Source organism: Ruegeria sp. AB5 (assembly GCF_056542645.1).
The window spans coordinates 102,234-117,191 of the sequence record NZ_JBQGAE010000016.1; the positions used below are offsets into that span (position 1 = coordinate 102,234).

The 14,958-nt window shown below is 56.5% G+C and carries 15 protein-coding genes and 1 pseudogene; 11 read left to right on the forward strand and 5 right to left on the reverse strand.

The annotated features are described in order from the left end of the window. Positions 1-54: 54 nt before the first annotated feature. The 5 genes from ACR0L4_RS20205 (at position 55) to ACR0L4_RS20225 (ending at position 6,840) form a co-directional block, all read left to right on the forward strand. Positions 55-609 (forward strand): ActR/PrrA/RegA family redox response regulator transcription factor, encoded by a 555-nt coding sequence (locus ACR0L4_RS20205; RefSeq protein ID WP_050604676.1) that lies wholly within the window; start codon positions 55-57, stop codon positions 607-609. Between the two features lie 629 nt (positions 610-1,238). Beyond that, positions 1,239-2,228 carry a helix-turn-helix domain-containing protein gene (locus ACR0L4_RS20210; RefSeq protein WP_480514815.1) on the forward strand — a complete coding sequence of 330 codons (990 nt, stop codon included), beginning with the start codon at positions 1,239-1,241 and terminating at the stop codon, positions 2,226-2,228. Positions 2,229-2,306: 78 nt separating this feature from the next. Beyond that, a complete protein-coding gene (locus ACR0L4_RS20215) occupies positions 2,307-4,184 on the forward strand; it encodes a cation:proton antiporter domain-containing protein (protein WP_480514816.1) in 1,878 nt (625 codons plus the stop codon). Positions 4,185-4,288: 104 nt separating this feature from the next. Beyond that, complete coding sequence (locus tag ACR0L4_RS20220; RefSeq protein ID WP_480514817.1) at positions 4,289-5,884, forward strand: aldehyde dehydrogenase family protein; 1,596 nt, start codon at positions 4,289-4,291, stop codon at positions 5,882-5,884. Between the two features lie 134 nt (positions 5,885-6,018). Continuing rightward, the gene (locus ACR0L4_RS20225) at positions 6,019-6,840 is read left to right on the forward strand and encodes an SDR family oxidoreductase (protein WP_480514818.1); all 822 of its coding nucleotides are present in this window, start codon (positions 6,019-6,021) and stop codon (positions 6,838-6,840) included. Positions 6,841-7,020: 180 nt separating this feature from the next. Here the strand turns inward: ACR0L4_RS20225 and ACR0L4_RS20230 are convergent, their stop codons facing one another. Then, entirely contained in the window at positions 7,021-7,614 is a 594-nt protein-coding gene (locus ACR0L4_RS20230) for an HD domain-containing protein (protein WP_480514819.1), read from the reverse strand. Between the two features lie 206 nt (positions 7,615-7,820). Here ACR0L4_RS20230 and ACR0L4_RS20235 point away from each other — a divergent pair, with 206 nt between their 5' ends. The 4 genes from ACR0L4_RS20235 (at position 7,821) to ACR0L4_RS20250 (ending at position 10,888) form a co-directional block, all read left to right on the forward strand. Continuing rightward, the gene (locus ACR0L4_RS20235; RefSeq protein WP_170751969.1) at positions 7,821-8,135 is read left to right on the forward strand and encodes a hypothetical protein; all 315 of its coding nucleotides are present in this window, start codon (positions 7,821-7,823) and stop codon (positions 8,133-8,135) included. A 105-nt stretch (positions 8,136-8,240) separates the two neighbouring features. Next, a complete protein-coding gene (ahcY, locus tag ACR0L4_RS20240; protein ID WP_480514820.1) occupies positions 8,241-9,629 on the forward strand; it encodes an adenosylhomocysteinase in 1,389 nt (462 codons plus the stop codon). A gap of 13 nt (positions 9,630-9,642) precedes the next feature. Further along, on the forward strand, positions 9,643-10,392 hold the full coding sequence (locus ACR0L4_RS20245; RefSeq protein ID WP_480514821.1) for an extensin-like domain-containing protein: 750 nt from the start codon (positions 9,643-9,645) through the stop codon (positions 10,390-10,392). 154 nt (positions 10,393-10,546) lie between these two features. After that, positions 10,547-10,888 (forward strand): DUF2853 family protein, encoded by a 342-nt coding sequence (locus ACR0L4_RS20250; protein ID WP_170751963.1) that lies wholly within the window; start codon positions 10,547-10,549, stop codon positions 10,886-10,888. A gap of 223 nt (positions 10,889-11,111) precedes the next feature. Here ACR0L4_RS20250 and ACR0L4_RS20255 read toward each other — a convergent pair whose 3' ends face one another. From ACR0L4_RS20255 to tsaD, 4 genes are read right to left on the reverse strand one after another with little or no spacing between them, the layout of a single operon-like run. Next, positions 11,112-11,534, reverse strand: a complete 423-nt coding sequence (locus ACR0L4_RS20255; RefSeq protein WP_170751961.1) for an EVE domain-containing protein — start codon at positions 11,532-11,534, stop codon at positions 11,112-11,114. Next, positions 11,534-11,803 carry a YciI family protein gene (locus ACR0L4_RS20260; RefSeq protein WP_170751959.1) on the reverse strand — a complete coding sequence of 90 codons (270 nt, stop codon included), beginning with the start codon at positions 11,801-11,803 and terminating at the stop codon, positions 11,534-11,536. The genes ACR0L4_RS20255 and ACR0L4_RS20260 overlap by 1 nt, the downstream gene beginning before the upstream one ends. Further along, positions 11,804-12,766, reverse strand: coding sequence for an NAD(P)H-dependent glycerol-3-phosphate dehydrogenase (locus ACR0L4_RS20265; protein ID WP_480514822.1), 963 nt, complete (start codon positions 12,764-12,766; stop codon positions 11,804-11,806). Further along, the gene (gene tsaD / locus ACR0L4_RS20270; RefSeq protein WP_480514823.1) at positions 12,763-13,860 is read right to left on the reverse strand and encodes a tRNA (adenosine(37)-N6)-threonylcarbamoyltransferase complex transferase subunit TsaD; all 1,098 of its coding nucleotides are present in this window, start codon (positions 13,858-13,860) and stop codon (positions 12,763-12,765) included. Before tsaD ends, ACR0L4_RS20265 begins: the two co-directional genes overlap by 4 nt. Positions 13,861-13,990: 130 nt before the next feature. On the opposite strand from tsaD, the gene ACR0L4_RS20275 reads away from it, so the two are divergent. Together ACR0L4_RS20275 and ACR0L4_RS20280 are read left to right on the forward strand one after the other, a co-directional pair. Further along, on the forward strand, positions 13,991-14,671 hold the full coding sequence (locus tag ACR0L4_RS20275) for a uroporphyrinogen-III synthase (protein WP_480514824.1): 681 nt from the start codon (positions 13,991-13,993) through the stop codon (positions 14,669-14,671). 54 nt (positions 14,672-14,725) lie between these two features. Continuing rightward, positions 14,726-14,958 (forward strand): annotated as a pseudogene (locus ACR0L4_RS20280) (hypothetical protein); the annotation flags it as partial.

The following is a 14,958-nucleotide window of genomic DNA, read 5'->3' on the forward strand; positions in this document are numbered from 1 at the left end:
GCTGCTATTACTCATGTTCAAGCCAACGGCGTGAAATAGCAGAAAGACCCAAGAATGGCAGACAGTTCTCAGCTTGATATCGGCCCGGATAAATCCCTGCTTCTGGTCGATGATGACGAGCCGTTTCTGAGACGTCTGGCCAAAGCCATGGAAAAGCGTGGGTTCGAGGTCGAAACCGCCGGGTCCGTCGCTGCGGGCCGCGCTATTTCTACAGCCCGCCCACCGGCTTATGCGGTCGTTGACCTGCGGCTTGAAGACGGAAACGGACTGGATGTGGTCGAAGTTCTGCGCGAAAAACGCCCTGACAGCCGTGTTGTGGTGCTGACTGGGTACGGCGCGATTGCGACTGCCGTCGCCGCTGTAAAAATCGGCGCAACCGACTACCTGTCGAAACCCGCCGACGCTACCGACATTACCAACGCGCTGCTGGCCAAGGGCGACGAACTGCCCCCGCCACCCGAAAACCCCATGAGCGCCGATCGCGTCCGATGGGAGCATATTCAGCGCGTCTATGAGCTGTGCGACCGGAATGTTTCCGAGACCGCGCGTCGCCTGAACATGCACCGCCGAACATTGCAGCGGATATTGGCGAAGCGTAGCCCGCGGTAGTCATTGGCACCTTGCGTTCAATATAAAATTTGCTTCTGCTTAAAAGATGTCTGTTGAGTCTGCTACGCGGGACAAAGTGAGCTTTCGCTGCGGTTGCGCCAGTGACCGCTATGGAGACGATGCCCGCATATCCGCGAGCCTTGCCCTCATATCGCCAAGACTGACTCTAGTTCTTTCTTCGCATTTTCACTGGCGGAGTTTAGGTTTTATCCGGTGACCAATCCGACCATCGACAACAGTGTGTCCGGCGAGCGCGACTTAGGTTTTACTATATTTGAAGTCGTGGTTCGTTAGGCGTTGCTCAATGTTGTAAGGAACCGGACGCATCGTGCGCGCAATGCCAAGCGTCCTATGACACTCCAAAAGCCCGATGTCGAACACTCCATATCTCCATAACCCAAAACGTCAGGGCCGTGCCCACGCATGGGACAATCCTTAGTGACAATTTATTGGGCTACCGGGTCTATTCCCATGGGCAATCAACCGACCAGACTATCATATTGCGCCAAAATACCATCTGAACGTGCCAATTATCTATAGGCCTATGGTCCACTTGAAGTGACGCGTACACTAAGGGGCGACCCAAAACCTTGTTATAGGAGGCTAAAACGCCAAACCGCCTTTACCCCATGGCCAAATACATCGCGCAGGTGGCCAAATTACTAAATATTTCACCCGAGCGGATCGCGCGCCGAGCCCGGCTCACAGCAGATTTCACACGCGCCGAGCGTGTCGAGTTGACGCCTTCGCAAGTGTTCGATCTTTGGCGAGCTGTTGAAGCTGAAGCCGGTCGCCCCGATTTATCGCTCGCTTTGGGCAAACTCTTTGCACACGCGCATTTTACACCTGCGATGTTTGCGTTTTCTTGTTCGCCTGATGTTCGGACCGGCCTTCACCGCTTGTCAGTGTTCAAACCACTGATGGCACCGGTAACCCTGCAAGTCTCCGAGGAAGGTGATTACCTGCATGTCGCAATCGGATCAATAGACCCAAAAATTCAAATCCCGCCGCAAATGGTCTGGTTTGAAGCAATCTTTCTGCTGGAATGCATTCGTTGCCACACCATCAAGCATATCGTTCCGGCGCGCATAGAATTACCACTCATTGAACATCCAGGGGATGAAGTGATTTCATACTTAGGATGCGAACCTGAGAGAGGCGCACGGATTTCACTGCATCGGCAAGATGCTGATTTACTCTTGGTCACCGAGAACGAGGAAACCTGGCCAGAATTCGAGAAGCAACTTCGAGACCGAATGGCAGCACAGGAGCCGGAAGTGGTCTTCGTATCTAGGGTTAAGAACGCCATACGCGAAATGCTGCCATCAGGAGAAGCAAGTATTGAAGCGATCTGCGAAAAGATGGCCATATCCAAACGCACCCTGCAGCGCCAATTGAGTGAAGAAGGCGAAACTTTCAAGAAGGTTCTCGCATCGACGCGCTTGGAACTGGCAATGCACTATCTGAACGAAGAAGATCTAAGCATCGAAGAAATCTCGTTTTTGTTGGCATACCGAGAGCCAAACTCATTCTATCGCGCTTTCCAACGCTGGACGGGCAAGACCCCAGCGGAAGCGAGAGGTGTGTCAAAGGTTGAACTGAATTTTCTAAAAAAATGAAGTGGCGGGGTTACAACGAGGACAGCACTGTCATCAGGCTGCGCGCGACACACATCAACCATTTCTGGGAGTTTGAGTTTGTCGGCTGATTTCATGCTTATCACATTTTCATTATTCTTTGCCGGTGCGATCGCGGTCCCGCTGGCGACGCGGTTTGGCCTGGGGTCCGTCCTTGGCTATTTGATCGCGGGCATTGCGCTCAGCCCCATACTTGGCGCGATCGGAGCAGACGTCATCGCTCTCCAGCATTTCGCCGAGTTCGGCGTTGTAATTATGCTGTTTTTGATCGGCCTGGAAATGAACCCACGCGAGCTTTGGGCGCTTCGCAATCGAATTTTTGTACTTGGAGGCCTGCAGATCGGTCTGACGACCATGGCCTTTGCCGTGATCGCTCTCCTGCTCGGCCAGCCCTGGACCGTCTCGCTCGCTATTGGCTTGGTGCTCGCTCTCTCTTCAACGGCGGTTGTCAATCAAACCCTGAAGGAGAAAGGCCTGTCACGCTCCGATGGCGGGCAGTCCAGTTTCTCTGTGCTACTCGCGCAAGACATCGCTGTGATCCCAATGCTGGCATTGGTCCCGCTTCTCGCCCTGCCGGAACTTACCGAAGCGCTTAGCCACGGTTCGGGCCACGCAGACGATCACGGCGGCTCCGGGTTCAACATCTCTCTGGTTGAACATCTCAGCGGTTGGCAGACCGCCATCGTGACGGTCATGGCCATTGGTGGGGTGATTGTGATCGGACAATATCTCGTCACTCCCCTCTTCCGCTTTGTTGCCAGAGCGCGGCTGCGCGAGCTCTTTGTGAGCACAGCCCTCATGGTGGTGCTTGGTATCGCGCTTCTGATGACAATGGTCGGCCTCTCACCAGCGCTTGGCACGTTCCTCGCCGGTGTTGTTCTCGCAAGCAGCGAATATCGCCACGAGATTGAAAGCGATATTGATCCGTTTCGCGGGCTGTTCCTGGGTGTGTTTTTCATGACCGTTGGCGCAGGCATGGATTTCGATCTGCTCTTTGGCAGTTTCGGATCCATTATGGGGCTGACCTTTGGCCTGATAGCGGTCAAAGCCATTATATTGCATTCTTTAGCACGGATCTTCAAAATCACAAGCAGCGACCAATGGCTCTTTGGGTTGGGGCTCGCGCAGGCTGGTGAGTTCGGCTTTGTTTTGCTCTCCTTCACCGTCGCAAACGCCGTCATCCCTGCCGGTGTTGCTGACACTTTGTTGTTGTTGGTTGCGCTCTCAATGCTCGCGACGCCGCTGATGTTTATCGTCTATGAGCGCTTGATCGTACCGCGCTATATTTCTGATGAGGACACCGCCTCTGATGAGATCGAAGACCACTCTGGTATTATCATTGCCGGGCATGGGCGCGTCGGTGGGATCGTCAATACGGCGTTGCGTGCCTCCGGCTATGAGACGACTGTCGTAGACTACAGTAGCCAGCAGTTGGAGATGCTGCGCCTTATCGACCTCAAGGTGTACTATGGAGACGCCACGCGCCATGACCTCCTGAAAGCAGCGGGAATCGATGAGGCCAGGCTTTTGATAGTAGCCATTGACGGCAAGGATCAAACAACTGAGCTGGTCCGCTATGTTTGCGAAACGCATCCAAATGTACATGTGATTGCCCGGGCCTATGACCGCATTCACGTCTTCGATCTGTGGGACGCTGGGTGCCGCGACATCATCCGAGAAACATATGACGGCTCCATACGTACAGCACGCTCTGCTTTGGAGGCTTTGGGGCATACCAAAGAAGCCGCGGAGAGAATGATGGCTGAGTATGACGCGTTCGAGAGAACGCGCATGTTGGAGACGGCCGAGCTTCACAAGCCAGGCGTCGCCATACATGAAAACGAGGAGATGGTCGCCAAGTATCAAGAGACGCAAAGTGATTGGGAGGCAGAGCTTCGGGACCGCGTCCACCGGGCGAAGACAAATCGAGCAGAGTGATCCTACCTATTCGGCAAATCTGATGGCGCCAAATGATATTGTTGGCTTTTTGGTTGCTTGTTAAAAATTATCATGAATTCAGGCTATTACCGTAGGAATTTCCCATGAAAGCGCAGGACGCATTTGACAGCATAAATCCGACAGCATGGGCTGAAACCTCAGTCGTGGAACGGCTGGCCCTTATTGTGGAGATTCAGGAAAACATTCTGAAATATTGCGATGAATTGGGTGCCGCCGACGCAGCGATGAAGAATGAACAGGTTGGCGCTGAGGGCGTTTCACACTCGGAAGGAATCGTGACGACCGTCAACGCGATGGGCAATACACTGATGGGGATCCGACATCTCTATGAGTCGCTTGTGCAAGGAGAACTGCCAGAGCCAATCGCCATCAAGCAATTGCCGGATGATCGCTCCGAGATCGAGGTGTTTCCGCTTTATAAAAAAGACAAGCTGATTGCGGGCAAAGTAAGAGGGTTCCTCCACGTCGTCGGTGAGCCAAAGCAGGTCAACCCGCTCGACAGGCCTGCCGGCATTATCGCTGTCTCAGGAGCAGGCAACTATAGCTCCTCTATCGAGATGGCGATGGCGCTGTTTTTGGAAAACAAAGCCGTGATCCACAAGCCGCACCAGCTCAACGAGGAATCAGATAGAGTGTGGGCGAAGATTTTCGCCCCGCTTATTGAACGCGGCGCGCTGGCCTTCATCGACGGCGATCAAGGACGCGAAATGTCCGCGCTCCAGGGGCTTCACTCGATTTACTTTACCGGATCAACCGGCGTTGCTCATGCGATCCAGAACGCAGCGAGCGCTCCGCTGGTTTCAGAGTGTGGTGGCAATAACCCATGCCTTATTGTGCCAGGGAAGTGGACTGACAAGGAAATCGAGCATTGGGCGATCCAACTAGCATCGGTGGGCAAGCTTAATGGCGGTGCGGTTTGTGGGCGGCCACAAACGATCATCACTTCGAAGAACTGGCCGCAGCGTGATCAGTTCATCAAGGCGCTGCGCAACGCGATCGCTGAGACCACCTTCGGAACCTCTACTTATTATCCGGGCGTTGAAAAGACCAAAGAAGCGTTCCTCGAAAACCAGCCAACCGCAGAGGTGTTAAAACCCGAAGGCGGCAATCACCCGAACAGTGACTTCGTGTTCATTCCGGGCATCGGTGAAGATGATTTTGCGGTCAACAATGAAGCCTTCTGCCAAATCTTCAGCGAACTTCCATTGGATACAGCGAACGACGCGGGCGATTTCCTCACCAAAGCCGTGGACTTTTGCAACAATCGCCTGCTCGGCACGCTTGGCTGCATGATGCTGGTGGACAACGACACGTTCAAAGCGAACGAAGCCGCCGTTCACTCGGCCGTTCACGAACTCGACTATGGCGGTATCGCAGTCAACAATGTGCCACCCAATATCTGGCTCAATGCCTATCTGACTTGGGGCGGTTGTGGCGAGACGACTGAGGACTTCGTTTCCGGGGTTGGCAATTTCGGCAACGGTCTGAACTTTGAGAACGTCGTGAAATCAGTGATTATCGATGATTTTGGGGCGTCTGCCTTCGCATTCACGAACCGAAAGCAAGTGGACCACATGTTGGTGAACGCGTCCAAGTACTCGGTTGATCAAAGCTGGGGCCGGTTCGCCAAGCTCGCAGGACAAATGGCCTTGGACAGCCTGCACGGCAAAGACTTTTGATGACAGCCCATTGATTTAATCCGGTGGGTATTGCGCCCACCGGGATGACTGAAAATGGCGCGGTCTTTTGTTTGGCACCGCGCCCCATTTCGCCAATCCGGCGAGGCATACATAGACCATGGCAGGAGATGAATATGACACAAACAATTCTAATCACAGGGTGCTCCAGCGGCATCGGGCGCATGACCGCCAAGTTCTTTCAGGAGAAGGGCTGGAACGTTGTCGCAACCGTGCGCTCCAACCCAAAAGATGATGACGAGCTGAGCGCGTTAGACAATGTGTTGGTGACCGCTCTCGATGTGACCAACGAAGAGACCATCAAAGGCGCGATGGCTGAGGCGATTGAGCGCTTCGGCAAGATCGATGTGCTTTTGAACAATGCTGGTTACGGCGCATATGGCATATTGGAATCCACGCCCGAAAAAGCGATCCGTATGCAGTTCGACGTGAACGTCATCGGTGCGCTGCTGGTCACGAAAAACGTGCTTCCCTACATGCGGGCAGCAGGTGAAGGAACCATCATCACCATCTCTTCCATGGGCGGCAAAATCACCTTCCCGCTTGGCACGCTCTATCACGGTTCAAAATTTGCCGTAGAGGGCATGATGGAATCGCTCTCCTACGAGCTTGAGTCTATAGGAATCAAAGTGAAGCTGATCGAGCCAGGAATGATCAATACCAACTTTGCTGAAACAACTGGATCAATGATTAACTATGACCCGGAGCAGGCTGAGTATGGTCCCTTTATGGACAAGGCGCTCGCCGCTATGCAAGCCGCTGGCTCAAAAGGATCTGACCCCATTCTGGTGGCAGAAACGATCATGCAGGCCGCCACAGATGGCAGCGATCAATTGCGCTACATCGCAGGCCCGGATGCCGAGCAGGTAATCGCAGCCCGTAAGGCAATGGATGACGCTGAATACCTTGCTATGATGAAAGGACAACTGGGGCTTTAACTTAATCGTGAGCGGCCGCCCCAAACCGCTTTTCCCACCTACTTACAGCGCGCGCCCACAGAGTCCACTATCGATGCTGGACACTTAGATCATTCCCCCAGACGACTTTAGCGGACGTTTGGTGACTTTGCAGCATCGGTTAAAGTGGGCTCAGAGGGGACATTTGACTAACTTGATACTTTACAATGAAGCTATCAAAGCCCCATGCCGGTCAGTGTAAGCCTGCCGCACTTCAAGCGGAGGTCTGAGCCTGATCTGTAGCCCTTCCACTACCGCCCTGTCCGGACGCCCAAAAAACTTCGTCGCCTCGGTCTCGGAAAACCCCGCAATCTGGGTCGCCTCCATCCACGCGCTGATCTTGTCAGCCTTTTTGATCTGCCGTTTCACCGTCTTTGGTACCTCGGCGGGAAGACCGAACCGGATGTGGATCGCTGCTGCAAGACGGTCATCCAGCGCGCCGTAGTCCGGGCCGACGGCGGATTTGACGGGCGAGATCATGTCCCCGATCACATATTCAGGCGCGTCGTGTAACAGGGCCGCCAGCCGCCACTTTACGGGCGCTTTGGGGGCGATGCGGCCAAAAAGTTCTTCGACCAGAAGGGAATGCTCGGCTACAGAATAGGCGAAATCCCCGTTGGTTTGCCCGTTCCAGCGCGCCACAAAGGCCAGACCGTGGGCGATATCCTCGATCTCGATATCCACAGGGGTCGGGTCCAGCAGGTCCAGCCTTCGACCGGACAGCATCCTCTGCCATGCGCGGGGTTGTGTTGCCATTATGCCATGCCTTGTGAAGTGGGACACGTTCAATACGCGTTTTTATGCTATGATGTACCTGTCTGGATCACTTGCTGCCAACGTTTTCTTGAGCTTTCGTGCTTTGAAACAACTCGATCTGATCCCGACATTAGGACCGAGGGGGGCACACGCTTCTCCCGGTGTGCTCCTCTCGCAAGCGAAACGTGAAACGAAAGGAGACTGCTATGTTCAAGCGTTTATTCGCACTTGCCCTGACCTTTGGCATGGCCGCCACGGCCCCGCCCGCCTTTGCCCAAAGTTGCGCAGAGCGCGAGCATGTGATTGCCAAACTGAAGAAAAGCTATTCGGAAGAGCTGGCCTTTGGTGGTTTGCAAAAGACACGCGGTGCGCATTCGGTCATGGAGGTTTGGACCTCGCGCGAAACGGGTAGCTATACCGTTTTGGTGACCCAGGCGAACGGCATAAGCTGCATTGTCGCCGTTGGCACTGATTTTTTCGAAGCGATACCGAAGGTTAAAGTTGAGGGCACGCCAAGCTGATTTTAGCGGCGTAAAATCCTGTTTTCGGTCATCCACATTGCCACCTGCCCCAAGGGATGCTAGGGGCAGCCTCAACTGTGATTGACTGAAAAAACGGAGCGCCTGATGGCCGGGGACTATATCGTCAAAGACATTTCGTTGGCCGGGTTTGGCCGCAAGGAACTGGATATTGCTGAAACCGAAATGCCGGGGCTGATGTCCCTGCGCGCCGAATATGGCGAGGCAAAGCCCCTGAAGGGCGCGCGGATCGTTGGCTCGTTGCACATGACGATCCAGACGGGTGTTCTGATCGAAACGCTGGTGGCGCTGGGCGCCGATGTGCGCTGGGCGTCGTGCAACATCTTTTCGACACAGGATCACGCGGCGGCGGCGATCGCCGAGGCCGGAGTTCCGGTTTTCGCCATCAAGGGTCAGACATTGGAAGAGCATTGGGATTACCTGGACAAATCCTTCCTGTTCAACGACGGCCCAAACATGATCCTGGACGATGGTGGCGATGCGACGCTGTACATCCTGCTTGGCGCGCGCGCCGAAGCAGGCGAAGACATCATCCCAGTACCGGGCTCCGAAGAGGAAGAGGTGATCAAGAAGCAGATCGCCAAACGTATGGCAGCCTCGCCCGGCTGGTTCACAAAGATGCGCGACCAGATCCAAGGCGTGTCCGAGGAAACCACGACCGGCGTGAACCGCCTGTATCAGCTGGTGAAAGACGGCCAACTGCCGTTCCCTGCGATCAACGTCAACGACAGCGTCACCAAGTCGAAATTCGACAACAAATACGGCTGTAAGGAATCGCTGGTCGACGGTATCCGCCGCGCCACTGACACCATGATGGCCGGCAAGGTTGCCGTGGTCTGTGGCTATGGTGACGTGGGCAAAGGCTCGGCCGCCAGCTTGCGCGGTGCGGGTGCCCGCGTGAAAGTGACCGAGGTTGATCCGATCTGCGCCCTGCAGGCCGCGATGGACGGGTTCGAGGTGACGCTGCTGGAAGACGAGGTTGCCAGCGCCGATATCTTCATTACCACCACCGGCAACAAGGACGTGATCCGCATCGAGCATATGCGCGAGATGAAGGACATGGCCATCGTCGGCAACATCGGCCATTTCGACAACGAAATTCAGGTGGCCAGCCTGAAGAACCACAAATGGACCAACATCAAGGAACAGGTGGACATGATCGAGATGCCCTCGGGCAATCGTCTAATCCTGCTGTCCGAAGGCCGCCTGCTGAACCTCGGCAATGCCACCGGTCACCCGTCTTTCGTGATGTCGGCGTCCTTTACCAACCAGGTGCTTGCCCAGATCGAGCTGTTCACCAAGGGTGATCAGTACAACAATGACGTCTACATCCTGCCCAAGCATCTGGACGAGAAGGTTGCCCGCCTGCATCTGGACCGGATCGGCGTCAAGCTGACCCAGATGGACAATGAGCAGGCGTCTTACATCGGTGTGAATCCGGAAGGCCCCTATAAGCCCGAACATTACCGCTACTGATCGCGGAACGGGTATGACAAAACGCACGGGACGCCGCCGGATTTTGTATCTGGCGGCGTCTTTTCTTTTCGCGTGTCTTGTCCTGTTGATCCTGGTCGGCGGCGGCGGGTGGGTGTTGCTGTCTCATCCCAAAACGCCTGTTCCTGAACACTGGAACCCGTTGCGGGATTTGACCGTGAAGGCTCCGGTCACGCCGGTTACCAAATACCAGTTGAACCGGGCCTTGGCCGACGAGACGCAATGCCGGGCCGCCCTGGTCGATGCAGGCGTGATCTTTGAACCAATGGAGGATCTGGTTGTTGATCAGAACTGCGGTATCGCCGGACGGGGCTTGCTGACACGTTTGGTTTCCGCAGACCTCAGAGCGTTAGAAACACGATGCACCACGGCCCTGCGTCTGGCGATGTGGGAGCATCATGTGATCCAGCCAACCGCGCAGGATGTTCTGGGAACCAAAGTCCAGGGTCTGAACCATGTCGGCAGCTACAACTGCCGTCGGATGCGCACCGCCCACGGCGAGAACAGCGGTTGGAGCAGCCATGCGACGGCCGACTCGGTTGATATTGTGGGGGTCGAGCTTGCCGATGGGCGAACCATCGACCTGTTGCAGGACTGGACCGCGCCCGGACCCAAGGCCGAATTTCTGCATCGGATTGGACAAGGGGCCTGCGCCTGGTTCCGCGTGGTCCTGGGACCCGATTTCAACCGATTGCACGCTGATCATTTCCACTTGCAAGGCCCGGGTTGGGGGTATTGCCGCTAGCTTTTGAGGCGAGCCGCAAAGGCATTCATTCGCTTAGGGGGGAAAGGGCGGAATTTTTCCCTTTGTCCTGAAACCACTTGTGACTACCCTGCCGGCACCTGTTTCAAGGATTTTGAGTAACCGCAGCCTGGACTGCTGAGAGGGAGACTGTTTTATGGGAAAACGCGACGAGCTGATCGCCAAATACGCCGAAGACCTGAAGGGCAAGTGCGGCATGGACCCGGATATGGACCTGTTGACCAAGGTCACAATAGGCTGCGGCCCTGCGATTTATGATGCCGACGCGTCAACCGTGGCAGCCAGTCAGGACGGCGAGCTTGAGACGGTCAAAAACAACTTTCTGATCAAAAAACTGGGCCTGTCCGATGGCCCCGAACTGATGGAAGCGATCAACAAGACCATGGAAACCTATGGCATGTCCGAGCGCAACAAGTACCGCGCCGTCGTGTACTACATGCTGACCAAACATTTCGGGAAAGAAGCCGTTTACGGCTAAACCTACTGCCAGACCAAGACCTGCGCCCGCCCATTCCCAGGCGGGCGTTTTGCATTTGAATAGCATTCTAAGGACTTGGCGTTTGAATTCTGGGCGTTGACCGCGCTATGGTCGGGCCAGTGACCAGGACGGTCAGAACCAGATTATCGATATGCGTGTGGTGAGTAGGGAGCACGCGGGGTAGGGAAGGTTCTGTATCGTTCAGGACCTTCCCTTTTATTATCTAATTGGCCTGCGTCTCGCCCATTGCACATATCAGCGCCCACTCAGCATCGCTGACCGGTTGCACGGATAGGCGCGAGTTTTTCACCAGCACCATCTCAGCCAACCGCTCGTCGGCCTTGATCTGATCCAGGGTCACGGGGCGGGTGAACGAACGTACAGCCTTGATGTCCACACATTCCCACCGCGTGTCATCGGTGGTGCTGTCGGGGTGGGCTTCGGCACAAACCTCGACAATGCCGACAACCGCTTTTTCTTTTTGCGAATGGTAGAAAAACCCACGATCCCCTATGGCCATTTGCCGCATGAAGTTGCGCGCCTGATAGTTGCGCACCCCGTCCCATTCTTCGCCTGTTTCACCCTTAGCCACCTGCTGATCCCAGCTCCAGGTCGAGGGTTCGGATTTAAACAGCCAATACGCCATCAGCCGATGACCCGCTTCCAGGGGATCAGCTCAACCGATTGGAACAGTCCCGCATTGGTATAGGGATCATTGTCCGCCCAGGCTTGCGCCGCGGCCATATCCTCGACATCCAGAATGATCAGCGAACCGATCATGGCATCCCCGTCCAGCAGTGGACCCGCTTGCGACACAACGCCCGTTTCTTCGATATAGGCCAGATGGGCCGTGCGGTTGTCCAGACGGGTTTGGAGCGCGCCGTCTTTGTCTTTGGCGATCAGGGCGATGAGCATCTATTCCTCCTTGAGTGGGCGATTGAGCAGGTTCTGGATTGCGTCTGTGACACTGTAGGCCCCGTCGCTGAGATCCGCCACCGTTGTGCTGATGGGCATGTCCAGCCCTTCGGTTTTGGCAATCTCCGCCACGGCGCGCGCAGTGGCGACACCTTCGACTGTTGTCCCCGTATCAAACGGCTGTTTTTGACCCAAACATTGGCCAAAACGGTAGTTTCGCGACAGTTCCGAGGAACAGGTCAGCACCAGATCCCCCAATCCGGACAAGCCCATCAGGGTGTCCGGCTGTGCCCCGCGGCGGGCTGCAAAGCGCTGCATCTCGGCAAAGCCACGGGTGATCAACGCGGCCCGCGCACTGTCGCCCAGGCCCGCGCCGATGACGGCTCCACAGCCAATCGCCATCACGTTCTTCAAAGCCCCGCCAAGTTCGGCCCCGGCCGTGTCCGTTGTGCGGTAGAGCCGCAGGTTTGTCGTAGTCAGTCGCGCCTGCAGGTCTTTGCCCAATGTCGCATCCGCGCAGGCCAGAGTCAGCGCTGTAGGCAAACCCCGCGCGATGTCATCAGCAAAGCTGGGCCCGGTTAGAAGGGCGGGATTTGCGTTCGGGACCGTTTCTCGGATCACCGCCACAGGACCGAGCCCCGTCGACAGCTCAATCCCCTTGCAACAAGCAACCAGAGTTTTGCCTGCCAGAGCCGATCGGTGCAGATTAAGCGCCGTGCGCAGCTGTTGCATCGGCACCGAGACCAGCAGCAAGTCTGAGCGGCAAGCCTCAGTGATCTTGGCCGTGACGGCGATCTCGGGCGGTAAGGACACACCAGGGAGCCGCTGCGCGTTCTCAGCCGTGGCGTTCATCGCGCGCGCCTGCGCTTCGTCCCGTGACCACAGCGTTACAGGTCCGTTGCCCGCGAGGGAAATCGCCAGAGCGGTTCCGAACGCCCCTGATCCAAGTATGGACACGCTCATGCCTTGGCCCCTTTCTTGCCGCTGCCCAGCATCGCGGGGCTGGTCTGATCCAATGGCCAGCGCGGGCGGGGCGTCAGATCCAGACCATCCACTGCTCCGGAACGAAACAGCTCAAGCCCGGCATAGGCGATCATGGCAGCATTGTCGGTACACAGCGCCAAAGGAGGGGCGGTGAAGCGACAAGACATCTCTGCCGAAACGGTCTCTAACGCTGCGCGAATTGCAGAATTTGCAGCAACCCCACCCGCAACAGAAATCACAGGATTCGGCGGGTTTTCCTTGAAGTAGATGTCAATCGCGCGGCGTGTTTTCTCGGCCAGAGTATCCACAACGGCCTGTTGGAACCCGGCACACAGATCAGCACGGTCCTGTCGGGTCAGGCCGCCTTGTTGGGCCACGATCTGGTCCCGCATGCGCATCAAGGCTGTTTTTAGACCTGAAAATGACAGGTCGCAGCCGGGCCGGTCCAGCAGAGGGCGCGGAAAACGGAACCGTTTGGGATCACCCGACCGGGCCTCGGCCTCAACTGCAGGGCCGCCGGGTTGTGGCAGGCCAAGCAGACGCGCGGTCTTGTCAAAGGCTTCCCCCGGTGCATCGTCAATGGTGCCGCCCAATCGGGTGAAGTGCTTGGGGCCATGTGCGATCAGGTATTGGCAATGTCCGCCTGAGACCAGCAGCATCAGATACGGAAAGGATACCCCATCGGTCAGTCGAGGTGTCAGCGCGTGGCCCGCCAGATGATTGACGCCGATCAACGGCAACCCGGTTGCGGCGCTGATCCCCTTGGCACACATCACACCCGACATTACTCCACCGATCAGGCCCGGCCCGGCTGTGACCGCGATGGCGTCCATGTCACCGAGTTGCAATCCGGCGGCCTCCAGCGCCTGTATCACGCAGATGTCCAGTTTTTCAGCATGGGCGCGGGCGGCAATCTCGGGCACGACGCCGCCAAAGGCGCTATGCAAATCGGTCTGGCCATGCACGACCGAAGATAGAATCTCGGCCGAATGGCCCTTGCTTTGCCGCACCACGGCTGCGGCCGTGTCGTCGCAGCTGCTTTCTATCCCCAGGACGGTAAGTGTTTGCACCATTGGACCGATCCGTTGCATCATGATTGGCAAGCGGGGTATCACCCTGCGCGGACGCAAACAATCCCAAGGCCGAAGGCGCCGATCGTTGTATTTGTTGATGACCCGCCCGCGCGCTGCCTCGGAGAGGTTTGTGGCGCAGCTGCCGACCCGCACCCGTACCCGGGTTGAGGTGATCCACTCCCCCATTCTGGAAATCAGGCCGCTGGCTGTGCAGGTGTCGACGACCGATGTGCAGGGGTTGGTTTTTTCATCGGCCAACGCGGTGAATGCGGCTGCCTCGATGGGGGTGCGGCGGGACTTGCCTGCATACTGCGTTGGCCCGACGACAACGGGAACCGCCAAGGGTGCCGGTTGGCAGGCTGAGATGGTCGGCGGCACCGCCGAAGAGCTGGTCGCGGCGCTTTTGCAGATCAGACCACAAAGCCCGCTGCTGCATCTGCGGGGCGAACATAGTCTGGGGAATGTTGCAGAACGGCTTACTGACCTGGGAGTAACCACGCGGGAAGAGGTGGTCTATCGGCAGAATTTGCTGCCGCTGAGCGCCAAGGCCCAGGCGGTTTCGCATGGTGACCGTCCCGTCATCGCGCCGATCTTCTCGCCGCGCACCGCGCGACAATTTGCCGACATCTGGACCGGAACCGCACCGCTTTGGCTGGCGGCAATCAGTGAAGCAACGGCGGAACCCCTTAAAACATTGGGGTACGAGCGGCTGAAGATTGCCAAAGAGCCGACGCCCAAGAAAATGCGTAAAGCCGTTAAAAAGCTTGTGAAACATGCGATGCGGGTTGAGGGCGATGCGGGTGCAGATTAACGTGAACCAGTCTGTAGTTCTGGTGGTTTTAGAATCGATAAGGGGAATGTGACGGTGGCGCGCAAAAAGAAAACCGATCAGAAACCGGTGGAGACCCCAAAATCCGACGATGTGGTTGATGATATTATCGCTGATCCCGGCGTTAGCGCTGAGGATGGAGCTGTTGACCCTGAAACCCAAACAGAGGACCTGACTTCCGAAGCCGAAGCCGAAGCCGAAGCCGAAGCCGAAGCCGAAGCCGAAGCCGAAGCCGAAGCCGAAGCCGAAGCCGAAGCCGAAGCCGAAGC